General features: G+C 60.6%; 14 protein-coding genes and 1 pseudogene. 2 read left to right on the top strand and 13 right to left on the bottom strand.

Annotated features, from left to right (window positions below):
• Positions 1 to 103 precede the first annotated feature (103 nt).
• A pseudogene (locus I2G20_RS09545) lies at positions 104 to 1,099 on the bottom strand (ABC transporter ATP-binding protein); the annotation flags it as partial.
• Between the two features lie 23 nt (positions 1,100 to 1,122).
• Entirely contained in the window at positions 1,123 to 2,793 is a 1,671-nt protein-coding gene (bglA, locus tag I2G20_RS09540) for a beta-galactosidase BglA (protein ID WP_196259725.1), read from the bottom strand.
• Between the two features lie 390 nt (positions 2,794 to 3,183).
• On the opposite strand from bglA, the gene I2G20_RS09535 reads away from it, so the two are divergent.
• Positions 3,184 to 4,272 (top strand): LacI family DNA-binding transcriptional regulator, encoded by a 1,089-nt coding sequence (locus I2G20_RS09535; RefSeq protein WP_196259476.1) that lies wholly within the window; start codon positions 3,184 to 3,186, stop codon positions 4,270 to 4,272.
• A 68-nt stretch (positions 4,273 to 4,340) separates the two neighbouring features.
• Here the strand turns inward: I2G20_RS09535 and I2G20_RS09530 are convergent, their stop codons facing one another.
• The 8 genes from I2G20_RS09530 to I2G20_RS09495 all read right to left on the bottom strand — a co-directional run bounded on the left by I2G20_RS09530 (position 4,341) and on the right by I2G20_RS09495 (position 13,391).
• Complete coding sequence (locus tag I2G20_RS09530) at positions 4,341 to 5,453, bottom strand: carbohydrate ABC transporter permease (RefSeq protein WP_196259724.1); 1,113 nt, start codon at positions 5,451 to 5,453, stop codon at positions 4,341 to 4,343.
• Between the two features lie 87 nt (positions 5,454 to 5,540).
• Positions 5,541 to 6,548 (bottom strand): carbohydrate ABC transporter permease, encoded by a 1,008-nt coding sequence (locus tag I2G20_RS09525; RefSeq protein ID WP_196259475.1) that lies wholly within the window; start codon positions 6,546 to 6,548, stop codon positions 5,541 to 5,543.
• A gap of 103 nt (positions 6,549 to 6,651) precedes the next feature.
• A complete protein-coding gene (locus I2G20_RS09520) occupies positions 6,652 to 7,959 on the bottom strand; it encodes an ABC transporter substrate-binding protein (RefSeq protein ID WP_196259474.1) in 1,308 nt (435 codons plus the stop codon).
• Between the two features lie 296 nt (positions 7,960 to 8,255).
• The gene (locus I2G20_RS09515; protein ID WP_343070324.1) at positions 8,256 to 9,587 is read right to left on the bottom strand and encodes a GH1 family beta-glucosidase; all 1,332 of its coding nucleotides are present in this window, start codon (positions 9,585 to 9,587) and stop codon (positions 8,256 to 8,258) included.
• Positions 9,588 to 9,678: 91 nt separating this feature from the next.
• The gene (locus tag I2G20_RS09510; RefSeq protein WP_196259473.1) at positions 9,679 to 10,761 is read right to left on the bottom strand and encodes an Mrp/NBP35 family ATP-binding protein; all 1,083 of its coding nucleotides are present in this window, start codon (positions 10,759 to 10,761) and stop codon (positions 9,679 to 9,681) included.
• A gap of 6 nt (positions 10,762 to 10,767) precedes the next feature.
• Complete coding sequence (gene fsa / locus I2G20_RS09505) at positions 10,768 to 11,424, bottom strand: fructose-6-phosphate aldolase (protein WP_196259472.1); 657 nt, start codon at positions 11,422 to 11,424, stop codon at positions 10,768 to 10,770.
• A gap of 107 nt (positions 11,425 to 11,531) precedes the next feature.
• Complete coding sequence (locus I2G20_RS09500; protein WP_196259471.1) at positions 11,532 to 12,716, bottom strand: amino acid aminotransferase; 1,185 nt, start codon at positions 12,714 to 12,716, stop codon at positions 11,532 to 11,534.
• Between the two features lie 75 nt (positions 12,717 to 12,791).
• Positions 12,792 to 13,391, bottom strand: coding sequence for a class I SAM-dependent methyltransferase (locus I2G20_RS09495; RefSeq protein WP_246472997.1), 600 nt, complete (start codon positions 13,389 to 13,391; stop codon positions 12,792 to 12,794).
• Between the two features lie 102 nt (positions 13,392 to 13,493).
• Between I2G20_RS09495 and I2G20_RS09490 the strand changes: the two genes are divergently transcribed.
• Entirely contained in the window at positions 13,494 to 14,663 is a 1,170-nt protein-coding gene (locus I2G20_RS09490) for a M20 aminoacylase family protein (protein WP_196259470.1), read from the top strand.
• A gap of 7 nt (positions 14,664 to 14,670) precedes the next feature.
• On the opposite strand, the gene malG is transcribed toward I2G20_RS09490, so the two are convergent.
• From malG to malE, 3 genes are all read right to left on the bottom strand, one after another.
• The gene (gene malG, locus I2G20_RS09485) at positions 14,671 to 15,561 is read right to left on the bottom strand and encodes a maltose ABC transporter permease MalG (RefSeq protein WP_196259469.1); all 891 of its coding nucleotides are present in this window, start codon (positions 15,559 to 15,561) and stop codon (positions 14,671 to 14,673) included.
• Complete coding sequence (gene malF, locus I2G20_RS09480; protein ID WP_246472996.1) at positions 15,558 to 17,132, bottom strand: maltose ABC transporter permease MalF; 1,575 nt, start codon at positions 17,130 to 17,132, stop codon at positions 15,558 to 15,560. The genes malG and malF overlap by 4 nt, the downstream gene beginning before the upstream one ends.
• Positions 17,133 to 17,210: 78 nt before the next feature.
• Positions 17,211 to 18,383 carry a maltose/maltodextrin ABC transporter substrate-binding protein MalE gene (gene malE, locus I2G20_RS09475; protein ID WP_196259468.1) on the bottom strand — a complete coding sequence of 391 codons (1,173 nt, stop codon included), beginning with the start codon at positions 18,381 to 18,383 and terminating at the stop codon, positions 17,211 to 17,213.
• Positions 18,384 to 18,414 lie beyond the last annotated feature (31 nt).

Genomic DNA, 18,414 nt, shown 5'->3' with positions numbered 1-18,414 from the left:
CGGCCGAACCGACGACGCCCTTGTCGGGCACGCCTTCCTTGGCCGCATTGGCGGGGCGCTTAGCCGGCGCCTTGGGGGGCGTCACGGCGCCTCCGTTCAGCGGTTTGCCCTCGGCATCGAACCGATGGAACAGATTTCCCTGCGGACCAAAGCTGATGGTTTCTCCGGCATGGTAGCTCGCCTTGCCCTCCTGTCGCACGATAACCGCTTCCTCAGCGCCGATATCGACATAGATGAAGCTGTCCGAGCCCAGGTTTTCCGAATAGATGACCTTACCGCTCCAGACGCCTTTGCCCTTGGGCTGGATTTCCATGTGTTCGGGACGCACGCCGACTGTCGCTGCGTTATATTTGGCAGCGTCGGCGCCGGTCATGAAGTTCATCTTGGGGCTACCGATGAAGCCGGCAACGAAGAGCGATTGCGGGTGGTCGTAAAGCTCCATGGGCGAGCCGACTTGCATCACCACGCCATCCTTGAGAACGACGATCCGGTCGGCCAGTGTCATGGCTTCGACCTGGTCATGCGTGACATATATCATTGTGGTGTCGGGTAGAGATTCCTTGAGCTTGGCGATCTCCATGCGGGTCGCGACCCGCAGCGCAGCGTCCAGGTTGGACAAGGGTTCATCGAACAGGAAGACCTGAGGATTGCGCACGATGGCCCGTCCGATGGCAACCCGCTGGCGCTGGCCGCCCGAGAGCGCCTTGGGCAGACGCTCGAGATAGGGGCGCAACTGCAGCATGTCGGCTGCCGCTTCGACCTTCTGCTTGATCTCAGCGGTCGACGCGCGCTGGAGCTTGAGCGAATAGGCCATATTGTCGAACACGGTCATGTGCGGGTAGAGCGCGTAGGACTGGAAGACCATCGCGATGCCGCGCTTGGAGGGCGCGATGTCGTTGACAACGCGACCGCCGATTTCGAGCGTTCCACTTGAAATCGTCTCCAACCCCGAAATTGTGCGGAGCAAAGTGGACTTGCCACAGCCGGACGGACCGACGAAAACGATGAATTCCCCAGATTTTATGTCAAGGTTGATGTCCTTCAAGACCTCGACATTGCCATAGCGCTTGTGGAGATTGGTAATCCTCAGATCAGCCATAGCTCCCTCCCCGTTTGAATTTGTTATTCAATACCCTGATTTACTACGCCAATATAGGACCCGAACGGCCCGAAACTCAACCTGCCATCCTCGAGCGGAGTGTCCGAGCCGGGCGCTCCCGCCTCCGTAAGGGCAAGCCCGCCCGGGATTTCGTATTCCACCGGCTCGGCGCTCATATTGTAAGCGCAGAACAGCGTCTCCTCTTCGGACCGACGCGTGAAGGCCAGAACGGCCTCCGGCGTGCCGCTCACGATCTCGATGTCGCCCGTGATCAGCGCCGTGTGACCTTTGCGGTAACGCAACATGGCGCGGTAGAAGGCCAGCATGGAATTGGCGACGTTCTCCTGCTGGTCGACCGCATAGCCGAGATGCTGCGCAGGCACCGGCAACCAAGTCCGGTTGGCTGAGGAAAACCCGCCCTGATGGGTGTGGGCTTGCCAGACCATCGGCGTGCGGCAACCGTCGCGGCCCTTGAACTCTGGCCAGAACTCGAGGCCATAGGGATCCGCGAGGTCCTCGAAGGCCAATTCGGCTTCCGTCAGTCCGAGTTCTTCCCCTTGATAGAGGCATACCGAGCCGCGCATGGTCAGCAGAAGCGTCGCTGCCTGGCGCCCCATGACGTCCTCGTAACCGTGGGGCGCCCAGCGCGAAATGTGGCGTACGACGTCATGGTTGGAAAAGGCAAGGCATATCCAACCGTCTGGCGCCGCTTCCGCAATTGCATCGATCGCCTGCGCGAAATGGCGCGCCGAATACTCCCCCCCGAGAAAATCGAACGTGTAACACATGTGCAGCATACCATTGCCGGAGGTATACTCGGCCATGATCTCGAGCTGGTGTTGGGCATCTCCGATCTCGCCCACGCTGGTCGAGCCGGGATATTCATCTAGCAGCGCACGCACACGCTTTAAGAAAGCCACGTTTTCCGGTTGGCTCTTGTCGTAGCGATGGTCCTGAAGGTTGTAGGGATTAACCGCCGGCGCCGTCGAGGTGTTGAACTCCTCGGGGCGGATGGGCGGGTTATCCTCAAGTCCTATGGAATGGAAATAGAAGTTGACCGTATCGAGCCGGAAGCCATCAACGCCGCGCTCGAGCCAGAACCGCATTTCCGAAAGAACGGCGTCCTGAACCGCTGGGTTGTGAAAGTTGAGATCTGGCTGGGAGGAGAGAAAATTGTGCAGATAGTACTGCATCCGACGCCCATCCCAGTGCCAGGCCGAGCCACCGAAGATCGAAAGCCAGTTGTTGGGCGGCGTACCGTCGGGCTTGGGATCGGCCCAGACATACCAATCGGCCTTCTCGTTTGTGCGCGAAATTCGGCTTTCGGCGAACCAGGGGTGGCGGTCCGACGAATGGGAGATCACCTGATCGATGATGACCTTGAGGCCGAGCGCATGAGCCTTTTCTACCAGCCGGTCGAAATCCTCCAGTGTTCCAAACAGAGGGTCGATGTCGCGGTAATTGGCGACGTCATACCCGAAGTCCTTCATCGGGGACGTAAAGACCGGAGAAAGCCAGATGGCGTCGACACCAAGATCAGCCACGTATTCGAGGCGTGACGTAATGCCGACCAAATCGCCGATACCGTCTCCGTTCTGGTCCTGAAAGGAGCGCGGGTAGATCTGATAAATGGCTGCGCCACGCCACCAATTGGCATTAACAGGGGAATTGTCCGCTGGGTGCGAGACCTGCATGGACTCAAGCGTAAAATAACTCATGCCGCTTCCGCACGCTCCAGAAACTTAAAACCGTTGTGGCGCTCAAAGTCGCCCCGCCTGCGGCAAAAACCGCCGCCGCACCTCATCCTGACGAGCCCTGTTCGGTCCAGCCGGGAAATTTTCGCCCGCCGTCGATCAGGAATGCCCTTTTCGTGCCAAACGGGCTATACTACCAAAACGTTTTGGCAAAGGAATCCATACGCGCCCGCTTCGCCCTTCGTCAACGGGATTATTGCGGTGGTCCTTGCATTATCCAGACGCTAAATGTATCGCCGACGCTGGCGCAGAGGAGGCTGTTCGCGAGGCGCAAAGGGAGGAGCAGGTCTTGTCTATCCTGCAACGGCTACAAACAAGAAGTCTCAGGTGATGGCGCCGCGGCAAGAACGCCAAAATCGGGGGACGACGGGAACGCCGCGCAAGGTTACGATCAAGGACCTTGCAGCAGAACTCGGACTGTCGATCACCACGATTTCCCGTGCGCTCAACGGCTATTCCGACGTTGGCGAGAAGACGCGGAAAAGGGTCGTGGAAGGTGCGCGGCGGCTGGGCTATACGCCCAACCGCAATGCGCAGAGGCTGGTGACGCGGCGAAGCCACTCGATTGCCTGGGTGCAGTCGGACGACGACAACAAGTTCGTCGACCCCCACTTTGTGGAAGTCATGGTTGGCGTGCTGCGCGAGGCGCGCCAGAGCCACTACGATATCGTCATGACCAGCGAGACGCCCCAACGGCAGATCGCGGCCTATGAGCGCTATGTGAGCGACGGGAGCGTCGACGGGTTCATCGTCGACCTGCCGCAGCCGGGCGACCCGCGGATCAAGTTCCTGCGCGAGGCTGGGGTGCCTTTCGTGGTGCATGGGCGGAACGAGCAAGCCGATGACTATGGTTGGGTAGACGTCGACAATTACGGCAATTTCTACAATCTCGCCCGGCTGATCGTTTCCAACGGACACAAGCGTTTCGCCTTCATCAATGGCGACGAGCGTTTCATGTACGCAACCACGCGCCGCAAGGCGGTGGAGGACGCGCTGCGCGATATGGGGCTTTCGCAGGATAGCTGCCTCTACCTGCGCGGCACACATCCCATGTTCGAAGCCGGATACCAACTCACCGAGCTTGCGCTGGGCGAGCCTGGCGTCACCGCTTTCCTTTACTCGTCCGTGCTGCTCGCCGTGGAGGGAATGTCAGCCCTGAGCCGCGCGGGACGAAAGCCGGGGCGCGACGTGATGATCGCGGCGATGAACGACGAACTCCAATATCTGCATCTGCCCCATGACGGCGCCAACATGACGTTCGTGCGTTCTTCGCTTCGTGCGGCGGGGCGCGCGCTGGTCGCTGAAGTCATCCGCCAATGCGAGCGCAACAAGGTGAGCGGCACGCTGATCCCCTCGCTCTTCGACCTCGCAGAAGGGGTCGATCCGGCGGCCATCCGCGACAAGGTGCTCTTCGCCTGAGTTGTCTCTCTTAAAAAAAGGCCGCCTTAGAGGCGGCCTTTCCTTGGAAGAGATGGGGCAAGTCGTCCTTATCCGCCCTTGACCGACCCAGCGAGCAAGCCGCGGACAAAGTAGCGTTGCAGCGAGAAGAAAACGACCAGCGGCACGACGATCGATATGAACGCGCCGGCGGTCAGAATTTCCCAATTGTCTCCCCGTGAGCCGAGCAGTGCGCGCAACTGGCCTGTGAGCACCAGTTCATTCTGGCTTTGGCCCAGGAACACGATGGCCACGAGAAGATCGTTCCAGACCCAGAGGAACTGGAAAATCGCGAACGAGGCGAGCGCCGGGAAGGATAGCGGCAGAACCATCGTCACGAAAATCTGGAAATGGGACGCGCCGTCCATGCGGGCGCTTTCCATGATTTCCCGGGGCAGCCCGGCCATATAGTTACGCAACAGATAGATCGCGAGCGGCAGACCGAAGGCGGTGTGGGCCAGCCATATGCCGAGATAGGACTTGGCGCTGCCTCCGAACGTTGTTGCGATGCCGTTATATAGCCTCAGGAGGGGGATTAACGACATCTGGAGCGGGACGACGAGAAGCCCGACCATCAGCGCCACCAGCAATGTCCTGCCTGGAAACCGCATCCAGGCCAGGGCATAGGCGGCAAAGGCCGCGATGAGGATAGGGATGATGGTCGCCGGGACGGTTACCGTGAACGAGTTGACGAAAGCCCGCCCGATCCCGGCCGCCGTAATAACCTCCACGTAGTTATCGAGCGTGAAGCGGGGAGGAACCTGCGAGGTGTAGAACAGACGAACGCGGTTATGAGCGAAAGCGGTTGGCGAGGTCCAGACGTAGCTGCCGTCCTCCGAGACCGTGATCGTGCCGCCAGTGCGCATCTCGACGCTCGATCCGGCGGGAAACTCGGCGGGATTGTTGATCGAGGTGCCGAAGCCCACGAGCACCTGGTTCGAATCGTCTCCGAGAACATTGCCTCGAATGACAAACTGGTCGTCCTCCTGGACCTGATCTGCGGGCGTGCCCAGGACGCCGGCGAAGGACCGTTGAACGGTGGTCAGTGACGTCCACCACCCGGAGACCGCAAGTTGGTCCCTGTCGCGAACCGAGGAAATGAGCAGACCGAAGGTCGGTACGGTCCAGATGAGAACCAGAAGCAATAGCGCCAGGTGGGCCATCGCCTTGCCCGGCGTGACCTTGATATTGCTGAGAATGCCGGCTTTGGGCTCCGCCGTCACCGGGCTCGATTGGGTGATCGTGGCCATTTAGTGCGTCCCCTCTTCAGATCTGGCTTGGCGGATGTTCCAGATCATCACAGGCAGAACAGCAATCATGATGACCAGAGCCACCAGAGAACCGCGGCCGAAATGGTTGGCGCGGAACATCTGGTCGTACATCAGGTTCGCGAGAACCTGTGTGTTCCATTGCCCCCCTGTCATGGCGAGCACGATATCGAAGATCTTTAGCACGACGATGGTGATGGTGGTCCAGACCACGAGGATGGTGGGCAGAATCTGGGGGATCATGATGTCGAAGAAAATCCTCACATCGCTGGCCCCGTCGATGCGAGCGGCTTCGATGGTCTCCTCCGGGATGCCCCGGAGAGCGGCCGAGAGAATGACCATAGCGAAACCGGTCTGAATCCAGACGAGAATGACCATCAGGAAAAAGTTGTTCCAGAAGGGCACGGTGATCCAGGCTTGGGGCTCGCCGCCGAAGGCGACGACGATGGCATTGAGAAGGCCGATCTGCTCGCCCGTGCCGCGATAGTCGTAAATGAACTTCCAGATGACAGATGCGCCGACGAAGGAAATGGCCATCGGCATGAAGACAAGCGACTTGGCGATATTGCCCCACCAAAGCCTGTCGGCTAGGACGGCGACGAGCAGGCCGAAAGCCGTTGCGGCGGTCGGCACAAAGATAAGCCACAGCGCGTTGTTGATGAGCGATTGCACGAAGGCGGGGCTGTTGAGAGCCCAAATCCAGTTGGCGGCTCCGACAAAGTTGCGTCCGCCGCCATCGTAGAACGTCAGTCTGATGGTCTCGAAGACCGGATAGACGAGATAGACGGTCAAAAAGAAAAGGGCCGGAAACAGAAACAGCCAGGGGCGGATACGGGTGCGCAAGGTATCGCGCCGCGCCGAGGCGGGACCGTCGAGCCCCTGTGTGGAAAGAGCCCTGTCCAGCAGCCAGTTGCTTCCCCAGAAATAAACGAAGGCGAACCCCACGCCAACGGCGATGGTAAGGGCCGCGTAGAGTATCTGCTCAACCATTGTGCTCCCCCACTCCCCAAAGAGCTTTCCCCGGAACCGCTCATATGCCGGGCGATTTGAAAACGCCGGTGCGAAACCGCACCGGCGTCAGTTTGTCAGAGGATCAGAGGTTGCTCCAGGCCGTTTCTATATTGTTGGCCACATCTTCTGCGGACGCACCGCCAACAAAATCCACCATGCCGGTCCAGAAAGCTCCGGCACCAATGGCACCCGGCATCAGATCGGATCCGTCAAAGCGGAACGTCGTCGCATTGAGCATGATCTCGCCCTGGGCGCGCAGGGTATCGTCGGCATAAGCGGCCAGGTCGGCGCCCTGATGCGGGGTGAGGAAGCCCGAGCGGCTCATCCAGATTTCGTGGGCCACGGGCAGCTTGAGATAGTCCATGAAGGCCTGGGCAGCAGGCGAGTCGTTGGTGATTGCCGCCAGCGTACCGCCGCCCATCACGGGGTTGCCGAGGTCCTTTTCGGCATAGGACGGGAAGTAGAAGAAATCCGCATCCACACCGAGTTCGGTTCCATCCGGGAAGAAGGCCGGAATGAACGAAGCCTGGCGGTGCATGTAGCACTGCGGGGGCACCTGAAACAGGCCGGCAGGGCTGTCACGGAAGTCGGTGGTACCGACCGCCTGCGCGCCGCCTGCTACCCACGCATCATTCTTTGCGAACATGCCGAAAGCTTCGATGGCTTCGACTACGCGCGGATCGTTGAACGGAATTTCGTTGGAAACCCACTGGTCGTAGACCTCGGGGGCGTGCAGACGCAGCATCAGGTCTTCGACCCAGTCTGTCGCAGGCCAGCCGGTGGCTGCCTCCGAACCGAGGCCGATGCACCACGGGGTACCGCCGTCCTCAACGATCTGTTCCGAAAGGGCGATGAGATCTTCCATCGTTTCGGGCACTTCGTAGCCAGCATCCTCGAAGTTGTCCGGGACATACCAGACAAGCGACTTGAGGTTCACGTTGTAGAAGAACCCATAGAGCTGGTCCTCGCCGTTCGCATCGGCATAGGTACCGAGATCCACCCAGGATTGGCCGGCGGCGTAGTTGTCAAGAATCCACTGATCGGATCCCTCGGGCAATGGCGTGAGGAAACCCTGGGATGCCATGTTGGCGGCAAGGCCGGGCTGGGGGAAGAATGTCACTTCAGGAGCCGAGCCGGCCTGAGCATCTATGACGATCTGCTGCTCGAGACTGTCCGACCCCACATATTCGGCGTTGGCGCCGGTCTGTTCGTTGAATTCGGCAATCACGGCCGAGATCGCCGCGATTTCTGCGCCGCCCACCCAGGGCCCGAAGACGGTCAGGGATTGACCGCTCAAATCCGGCAGTTCGACTGCCTGCGCGGAAGCAGGAGCGGCAAGAGCAAGGGAAAGCACCAGAGCAGATGCCCCGGCCAGTAAGGTTTTGTGCATGTAGTCCTCCCATGGCACACTTTCGGACACTGCATGAAGCGTCCATCACGCCGCTTACGCCTTCCAAAACGTTTTGGCAACCAAAACGTTTTCGCTGCGAATTGGGGCAGCCTGCTAACGCTTTGCGGTATCGCAAAAGGTTGCACAAACTCCCATTCTTGCCAAGACGGGATCGTTTTGCGTCGGATCTCCTGCCCTTTCACTCCACGGCCCGAGTGGCCACGGTCAGCGGCAAGCCCTCGCCTCGAGGGAAAGGTCAGGCCTAGAAATCGCGAAACGGGCAATAGGGCGTGAAGTCACGCCACTTTGCGGTTGGCCCCGGTGAGAAGATCCTGGAAGGCCCGATAAGACGATTTCGGCGTGCGTTTCTGGGTCCTATAGTCGACATGGACCAGCCCGAAGCGCTTGTTGTAGCCTTCTGCCCACTCGAAATTGTCGAGCAGCGACCAGCCGAAATATCCGCGCACATCGGCCCCGCGCCGCTTGGCCGCAAGGACTGCAGCAAGGTGGGAATCGTAATAGGCGACCCGACGCGGATCATCGACACCTTCGACTTCGGCCATTCCGTTCTCAGTCACGTAGATCGGGATGGATGTATAATCGGCGGATATGCGAGTGAGAATATCCTCGAGTCCCTGGGGGAAAATCTCCCAGCCGATATCGGTCTTTTCGAGCGGGCCGTCGACCTTCCGAAGGGGAAATACGGCGCGGTCCGGATCGTGCTCATAAAGCCCGCGCGTGTAATAGTTGACGCCGAGCCAGTCGATCGGCGTCGAAACCCTCGCCATATCGTCGGCGAAGCCGTCAGGCATGTGCGGCATAAAATGCGCCAGCACATCGGAGGGATATTTGCCGCGGAACACGCCGTCGAGGTACCATCGGTTGAATATCCCGTCCCAGAGCCGCGCGGCGGCCATGTCTTCTGCCTTGTTGGTGGCGCCCTGTGCGACCTCGAAATTCAGGACGATTCCCAGGTTCTTGCCCCCAACGGCGCGCATTGCCTCGATGGCCGTACCATGAGCGTAAAGGACATGGTGGGAGGCGCGGGCGGCGGCGCGCACATCGCGATATCCCGGCGCGTGGATGCCGAGCATGTGCGAGAGGAAGGCGACACACCAGGGTTCATTGATCGTGGCCGTGGAGGCGAGCCGATCGCCGAACCGGCGGGTAACGAGAACCGCGTAATCGGCAAACCATCCGGCGATGTCGCGATTGAGCCACCCACCCTTGTCCTGCAGCGCGCTCGGAAGATCCCAGTGATAAAGGGTCGCGAATGGACTAAGGCCGCGCTCCAGCATCCCGTCGATCAGGCGATCATAGAAGTCGAGCCCGCGCTGGTTCACTTGTCCTATGCCCTCAGGCAGAATGCGCGGCCAGGCGAACGAGAAGCGATAGGCGTCGAACCCGCCATCGGAGAGCAGATCAAGATCCTCCGACCAGCGATTATAGTGATCGCAGGCATATTTGCCGTTATCGCCATTATGAACATTGCCCGGGGTCCCCGCGAAGGTGTCCCAGATGGAAGAGCCCCTGCCCTCGGTGTGCCCGCCCTCGATCTGATAAGCGGCGGTGGCCGCACCAAACACGAAACCTTCGCCGAAATCGGCGCGCTTATGCGTGAACATCATAGCGCTATTCTCCACCCGGTATACATTTGTAATCGATTACAACGAGATGTAGCAGACTCGTGACATTCTGTCACCATCCGTGACGAAAGCGTCAAGCGTGGGTGTCGAGCTTCAGCCGGGAAAGCAGGGCTTGTGCGATGTCGCTGAAGGCGTTGGCTTCAGGGCCTTCTGGCTCGGCGGCAACGGGTGGCGTGCCTCGATCAGAACCCTCGCGGATGGTCATGACGAGCGGCACCTTCCCTAGGAACGGGAGGCCCAGTTCCACAGCCGCCCTTTCGGCCCCGCCATGTCCGAAGATGTCATAGCGCTTGCCGGTATCGGGCGCTACGAAATAGCTCATATTCTCGACGATCCCTGTGACGGGCACCCCGACCCTGGCCAGCATGTCGATCGCCTTTTTTGCGTCGATCAGCGCAAGGTCCTGCGGCGTCGAGATAATGACGGCACCGGCCAATTCCACCTGCTGGACGAGCGATATCTGAATGTCGCCGGTGCCAGGCGGCAAGTCCACGACGAGGACATCCAACTCGCCCCAATCGGTCTCGCGCAACAATTGCCGCAAGGCCGAGGTTGCCATGGGGCCACGCCAGACAACGGCCTGGTTGCCCTCCAGCATCGGGCCAATCGACATCGCCTTGATGCCGAAGACCTCAAAGGGCCGGAAAATGCCGTCATCGCGGAAGGCTGGCTTGCCGTCGATGCCAAGAAGCTTGGGAATCGAGGGGCCGTAAAGATCGGCGTCGAGAATGCCGACCCGCAGGCCCTTGGCCGAAAGGGCCAGCGCGATATTGACCGCGCAGGTCGATTTGCCCACCCCGCCCTTGCCCGATCCGACAGCGAGGATGTTCCGGATGCCGGGAACCGGGGTTCGCGGGGGCGGACCGGGACGCTTCTGCGCGCCGCCGGGCGCGGCCTGCACCGGGGTCCTGTCGCTGGTCAACGACACCATGATCTTGCGGCCTTCGGCTACGCTTGCCGCTGCTTGTTCGGCTGCCGTCCGCGCAGGAGCGAACGCGGCCTCCATTCCGGGGGTGACCGATATGGCGAAGGCGACCGCGCCCTTGGTCACGATGACATCGGAGAGCCCTGGAAATTCGGCCAGCGACGCGCCGCCGGGCACCTCGATGGAGCCCAGCGCCTTCAGGATCGCGGCCTTTATGGCTTCCTCGGCCATCGACGCCTACAGGATCGACTGGCCCGTGGACTTCCAATCCTTGACGAAGGCGTCCAGACCCTTGTCGGTCAACGGATGGTCGGCCAGCTTCTTCAGAACGTTCGGCGGGATGGTCGCCACGTCTGCACCGGCAAGCGCGGCTTCGGAAACGTGGTTCATCGAGCGGATGGAAGCGGCGAGAATCTGGGTCTCGAAGCCGTAATTGTCGTAAATCTGCCGGATATCCTCGATGAGCTGCATACCGTCGAGGTTGATATCATCGATGCGCCCGATGAACGGCGAAATGTAGGTCGCACCGACCTTGGCGGCGAGCAGCGCCTGGTTGGCCGAGAAGCAAAGGGTGACGTTGGTGTTGATTCCCTTGTCCGTCAGCGCCTTGCAGGCCTTGAGGCCGGCAAGCGTGAGGGGCAGTTTGATAACAACATTGTCGGCGATCCTGGACAGCACGTCCGCTTCTGCCATCATGCCGTCAAAGTCGGTTGCCGCCACTTCGGCCGAAACGGGCAGGCCAGGCAACAGGTCGCAGATTTCCTTGACCACTTCCTTGAAGTCGCGGCCCGACTTGGCAACGAGCGAAGGATTGGTGGTGACGCCGTCAAGCAGCCCGATTTCGTGCAGTTCACGAATTTCGGCAACTTCGGCCGTATCGACAAAAAACTTCATTTCTCTCCCCCTTTGGGATGATACTTTAGTCTAATATCCAAAATGGCCCAAGGACCGGCCAGCTTCAAGGCTGAAAGCTGGATTTCTTTGGAGACCCTATTTCGCCGTCAGTGCGTCGCTCCGACAATGGCATCCGCCAGCCGTTGGATACGTTCGTCGGCCAGCCCCGCAATGTTGATGCGGCTGTCGTCGAGCATATAGACCGCATTGTTGGCCTTAAGATGTTCGACCGTCGAAACGCCGAGTCCGAGCAGCGAGAACATGCCGCGATGCTGGGCGACGAAATCGAAGTCGGTGCTGTTGGATCTGGCACGGATGGCGTCGGCAAGCGCCTGACGGTTGCCTACCATTCGCTGGCGCATCGCTTCGAGCTCAGCCTGCCACTCGGCGCGCAGGTCCTTGTCTTCAAGGATGATGCGTACGATCTCCGCGCCGTGATCAGGGGGCTGGGAATAGGCACCGCGCACGATGTTGAGCATCTGCGAATTGGCGACATCTGCAGCGGCCGCGTCCTTGCCCGCGATGATGGCGCACCCGACGCGTTCGCGATAGATGCCGAAATTCTTCGAGCAGCTGGTGGCGAGCACGAATTCGGGAATTGCCTTTGCAATGGCGCGGGCGCCGTAGGCGTCCTCTTCGAGCCCGTCACCAAAGCCTTGATAGGCGAGATCGATGAGGGGGAACGCGCCCGTGCGGGAAAGCGAGGCCACGACTTCGTCCCACTGGCCGGGCGTCAGGTTCGCGCCGGTGGGGTTATGGCAGCAGCCATGCAGGAGCACGATGTCGTCCGGCCCGAGCGTGTCGAGCGTTGCGAGCATTTCCTCGAACCGCACGCCTCGCGTCGCGGGGTCGAAATATGGATAGGTGGCGACAGCGAAACCAGCCTGCTCAGCCATCGGCTTATGATTGGGCCAGGAGGGATCGGATATCCAGACGCGGCCGTTGGGCTTTGCCCGCTTCAAAAGCGTCAACAGTACCCAAACCGCGCCCGTGCCACCCGGCGCCTGCACGGAACGCACGCGCTCTGCCGGAACGGTTCCTGCCAGCGCCAGGTCGACCATGGCGGTGCAGAACCCCTTGTTGCCTGCCACGCCGATATAAGTCTTGGTCCTGGCGGTCGTGAGAATGCGTTCCTCGGCCTTGCGGACCGCGCTCATGATCGGGGTATTGCCGTCGTCGTCCTTGTAGACGCCAATACCGAGATCGATCTTGCCGGGCCGCGCGTCGGCAGCGACCTCGGCCATGAGCGCAAAAATCTTGTCCTGTGGTGCCTTGGAGAGAGTCTCGAACATCTGGTTTTCCGGAGAAGAGGAGATAGGCGCGCGGTCTTTATAGTCGGCGGCGGACGGTTTGCAATGGAATCGTTGCTATGAGATCATAAAGACGTCGTAGCGGGTGGTCTTGCCAATGATCTGGTGGCTGGGTTTGCGCAGCCCTCCCAATGGCTTTGCCCGCAACGGCCACTTGAGCACGACCCGCTGGCGCGCCGCATTGAGCGCCGTCTCGATCAACTCCCGCTGGTCGGGATCGTCTCCCACGTATTCGCGCAGGACGCGCATTTCCTTTTTGACCAGCGCCGATTTTCCGCGCGGAGGATGCATGGGATCGACCAGCACGACTTCGGGCGCAAGACCCACGAGAAGCTCGCGCGAGTCGCCGCAAAGGAGCGTCATCCGGCCGATGATTTCGCTGAACTCGGGGGAGGTTTTCCGTGCCCGTTCCATTGCGTCGGCGAGCGCAACATGAACCGCCGTGTTGCGCTCGATCAGCGTTACATGGGCACCGAGCGAAGCGAGAAGAAAGGCATCGCGACCCATACCTGCTGTGGCATCGACGATAAAGGGTGGCGCGCCTTTCCCCAGGCCGATGGCTTTCGGAAGCGCCTGTCCGCGACCCTCGCGCTGGCGCAGGCGGTAGCCGACGGCACCACCTACAAAATCGATGATCAGACGTTCTTCGACCGGCATGTTCTCCATTATCCTGGTCGACAATTTGTCGTCAGCCCATTGACGCGCCCGGTCAGGGAACCGAAACTACCCCCTTACTGAACGATCCCTTCAGGAATTTCTATGCCCATTATCAACCGCATCGCCGATTTGCAGGCCGATATCGTCGCGTGGCGGCGCGACATCCACACCCATCCCGAGCTATTGTTCGACGTGCACCGTACTGCGGCTTTGGTTGTGGAGAAACTCAAGTCCTTCGGGGTTGACGAGGTGGTGGCCGGGCTGGGGCGGACGGGCGTCGTGGGTGTCATCCGGGGCAAGACAAACACGAGTGGCAAGACCGTCGGCCTGCGGGCCGACATGGACGCCTTGCCGATCACCGAGGCGACCGGCAAACCCTATGCTTCCACTAACCAGGGCTTGATGCACGCCTGCGGGCACGACGGACACACGGCGATGCTGCTCGGCGCGGCGCGCTATCTCGCCGAGACGCGCAATTTCGACGGCACGGTCGCGGTTATCTTCCAGCCCGCCGAGGAAGGCGGCGGCGGCGGCCGGGAGATGGTCGAGGACGGCATCATGGAGCGTTTCGGAATTTCCGAAGTGTTCGGGATGCACAACATGCCGGGAATTCCCCTCGGCCAGTTCGCCATCCGCGAGGGCGGAATCATGGCAGGAACCGACGAGTTCATCATCGATATCGAGGGGCATGGCGGCCATGCGGCCATGCCGCATCTCGCCGTCGATCCGGTGATCGTCTCCGCGCATATCATCACGGGGCTGCAAACGCTGGTTTCGCGCAACGTGAACCCGATCCGGCAGGCGGTGCTTTCAGTCACGACCGTCAATGCGGGAACGGCACACAACGTCATCCCGCGCACGTCGCGCCTTACGGGAACGGTGCGCACGCTCGATGAGGAGGTGCGTACACAGATGGAAAAGGGCATGAAGCGCCTTGCACCACAGCTCGCCGAGGCGTTCGGTGCGACGGCGAGCGTTACCTATAGGCGCGGCTATCCTGTAACGGTCAACGCACCGGCACAGACGGCTTTTGCGGCGTCTGTCGCGGGCGAAATCGTTGGGGAAGCCAATGTGAACCCCGATGTCGACCCGACTATGGGCGGGGAGGATTTCGCCTATATGCTCAACGCCCGGCCGGGCGCATATATTTTCCTCGGCAATGGCGATACCTCGGACCTCCATACCGACACATACGATTTCAACGAAGAGGCCATTCCCTACGGCGTGAGCTTCTGGGCGCGGCTGGCCGAACGAGCGCTTCCCGCGCAGTAGGGAGCATTCAGCCCTTCACCGCCCCTTCGGAAAGCCCCGACACCAGGTAGCGCTGGGCCAGAAGAAAGACCAGCGTGATGGGGATACCCGAGAGGATCGCCGCGGCAGCGAAATCACCCCAGAGGTAACGCTGCTCGTAAAGGTATTGCCGCGCCCCCACGGCCAGCGTCATCTGGCCTTGCTCACGCAGCAACACCGCCGCAATCGGATATTCGGTGACGAGAAAAATGAACGCCAGCACGAACACCACCGCAAGGATCGGAATGCTCATGGGCAGGAAGACGAAGCGGAAGGTCTGCCAGGGCGTCGCACCATCGATCTGGGCGGCCTTGTCGAGCGCGGGGTCCATCGAGTCGAAATAGCCCTTGATGGTCCAGATATGGAGCGTGATAGCGCTGAGATAGGCGATAACGAGCGCCCAGTGACTATCCACGCCGAGGAGCGGGGTGATCGAGCCAAGCGCATCGAACAGCGTATAGAGCGCTATGACGGTGAGGGCGGCCGGGAACATCTGGATGATGAGGAGGGAATCGAGGACGATCCCCTTGTGGCGGAAGCGGAGTTTTGAGAACGCATAAGCTGCGGTGGTCGAAAGCATCAGGATGCCCGCCGAGGCGATGACCCCGATCTTGATCGAATTCCAGAGCCAGAGCATCACAGGGAACGGCGGCTGGACGATGACGCCGTTCGGCCGCTCGTAGGGAATGCCTAAAGCAAGATACCAGTGCTCGAGCGTCGGGCGTTCGGGCCAGAGGCTGCCGGTCGAGAAATTGCCCTCGCGGAAGGAAATCGAGAGCACCATCAGAAAGGGAAAAAGGATCAGCGCGATGAACGCGATGAGGAAAGTGTGCGCGGCCAGTTTTTTGAAGAACAGTGCGCGCGGGTTTTCAACGATCATTGTCCCCTCCCCTTTGCCGCCGCATAGCGGCGCATGGCGACGAAGTTGGCATAGGCAATGATGGCCACGACGATGAAGATCAAAGTCGAAATGGCGCCCGCCATCCCGAAATTCTGCCCCGCGTCGTTAAAGCTCATCCGGTAGGTGAACGAGCCGAGGATGTCGGTCGCTCCGGCCGGGATTTCGGTGCCGGGAATGTTGGGCAGGCCGCGCGTCAGCAAGAGGATCAGCACGACATTGTTGAAGTTGAACGCGAAATTGGCAATCAGCAACGGCACGAAGGGCGGCAGGAGTTGCGGCAGGGTGATGGCAAAGAAGTTGCGAAGCGGCCCGGATCCTTCGAGCGCGGCGGCCTTGTAGTGGTCCTGCGGGATGGCCTGCAAATAGCCCATGCCGAGCAGCATCATATAGGGGTAGCCCAGCCAGGTATTGACAATGAGCGTCATGGCCCGTGCGAGGTTTGGATCGGTGAACCATTGCGGCTTGATGCCGAAAAGCGTCTGGAGGATCAGATTGATCTCACCGAAATTCTGGTTGAACAATCCTCGGAAAACGAGGATCGAGATAAAGGCAGGCACCGCATAGGGCAGCACAAGCATGATCCGGTAAAAGCCCTTGAACCTCAGGTGCGGCCACTGCAGCAGCGAGGCTAGCAGGATGCCGACGGAGAACGTCAGCACCATCGAGAGGAAGGCGAAGACGACCGTCCAGACGAAAATCTGGAGCATGGGCTGGCGCACGTTGTCCGAAAAGAGCACGCGCTGAAAGTTTGCCCAGCCCACATGTACGCGCCAACCCGGCGCGATCGCCTGCCCCTCCTCATTGCGGTAGAACCCCACCGACTGATCGGGTGTCAGCACTGTGCCATCCGCGATGTTGAGGAGCGAGCCATCGGGCTGTTCTTCATAGACCGGACGGACGGTGGCGAAGGAACGCAGTCCCGAAAGTGTCAGGTCGGTGCCATCAGGCAAGACGGCAGTGACCGCGCCGAGCGGTCCGCGCAGTTGTACGACGTCGCGCATTTCGAGCACGGTTTCGGGAGCCTGGGACACCGGCGTCATTCCGATTTCGACCGGTGAACCATCGAGGGCAAAGGGCTCGGAGATGAACCCGCCCTCCCCTTCCGGCAGGAATAGACGATAGCCTTCGACATCGCGGCTGAGCACAAAGGGGCGCTCGGTGCTCGCATCCACGATGGTGCGCTGCATGTGGTAAGCGATCACGCGATCCTGGGTGAGCAGATTGCGGGCGCCGAAATTGGTGAAGCCGACATAGGAGGTAAAGCCGACCGGCAGCGCGATGAAGATCAGCACCGCCATGACGGCGGGGAAGATGAAGCGGATGGTATAGAACCGGCGCAGGCCGAAAACGATGGTCGTGCCGACCATCAGCGCCAGCACCACCGCGGCAAACAGCGCCTCGCCCGCAGCGTAGAGTCCCCAGGCGATATAAAGCAGCGCGAGGCCATAAACCGCAAGCAACGCCCATTTGATCAGGGTGCCGACGATTGTGCGCAATTCAAGCGGAGATCCCGCGGGCGGGATATCGCGTTGCAGAGCCATCGTCGCCATCGGTGCCTCGCGCCATTGGGACCGGAACCCGAAGCGGCCGGCGAAAAGCCGCCGGCCGCCGCGTGCAATCGGGCAGTATCAGTTCGCGAGAATACGCGCCTGAGCATCGGCCAATGCGTCCTCGACCGACTGGGCTCCGGAGGTGATGGCCTGAAGTGCGGGCTCCATTGCCGCCCAGAACTTGCCCATTTCAGGGTTGGACGGCATCGGGACGCCTGTTTCGGCGTTGGCGAGGGTTGCGGCGATATTCTCGTTCTCGCCGACTTCCTCTGCGAACTCGACATCGACGACAGCACCAAGCGGAACGTCATCGTTGATCATGCGCAACCCATCTGGGGTGAGCAGGTAGTTCTCGAGGAATTCAACCGCGAGGTCCTTATTGGGGCTGGCCGCGTTGATGGTCGCCGCGAGCACGCCCACAAAGGCTTTGGAGGGTGCGCCGTCGACACTCGGGATCGGCGCAACGCCGAAATTGATGCCCGACTGTTCGAGGTTCCCCCAGGCCCAGGGACCGTTGATCATCATGGCTGCTTCGCCGCGATTGACGGCAGCTTCCATGACGCCGTAGTCGACACCCGGAGGCATGACGCCCTCGTCGATCAGGCGGCGCAGCATCGCCGCACCCTTGATAGCGCCTTCATTGGCGACGCCTGTATCAGTGCCGTCATAGGCGCCGTCTCGCATTTCAAAGGCATAGCCGCCATTCGCCATCAGGAGCGGGAAGGTGAAGTAGGTGTTGTTGTAGTCCCAGAGGATCGGCGTCACGTCGCCAAGATCCATTTCGACGATTTCCTCAAAAGAGGATGGGGGCGTAGGAACGAGGTCCTTGTTGTAAATGAGCCCCACGGCTTCCACCGCGATCGGATAGCCCCAGGTTTCGCCGCCGAAGGTCACGGCGTCCCAGGCGAAATCGTAAACCCGGTCGCGGGCGGCTTGGCTCGGATTGACCGGAGAAATCAGTCCGCCAGCAGCCCATTCGCCGAAGCGGTCGTGCGCCCAGATGAAGATGTCGGGGCCCTGCCCTGTCGCGGCAGCCTGCTGGAAACGGTCGGTGACCGATTCAGGGTACTCGACGACGACCTCGATGCCGAGTTCCTCAGTGAACCAGTCGCCGACTTCCTGCAGGCCGTTATAGCCCTTGTCGGCATTGATCCAGACGAGCAGCTTGCCGTCTTCCAGCGCGAAGGTCATCGAAGTGGAAGCCGCCAGCAGGCCGAGCGCGGCGGTAAGGCTCAAAGCCTTGTTTTTCATGATGTGTCCTCCCTTGACACTATGCTTGATG

This window comes from Pelagibacterium limicola (assembly GCF_015694405.1).
Lineage (GTDB): Bacteria > Pseudomonadota > Alphaproteobacteria > Rhizobiales > Devosiaceae > Pelagibacterium > Pelagibacterium limicola.
This window is presented reverse-complemented; position numbering and strand designations above follow the sequence as displayed.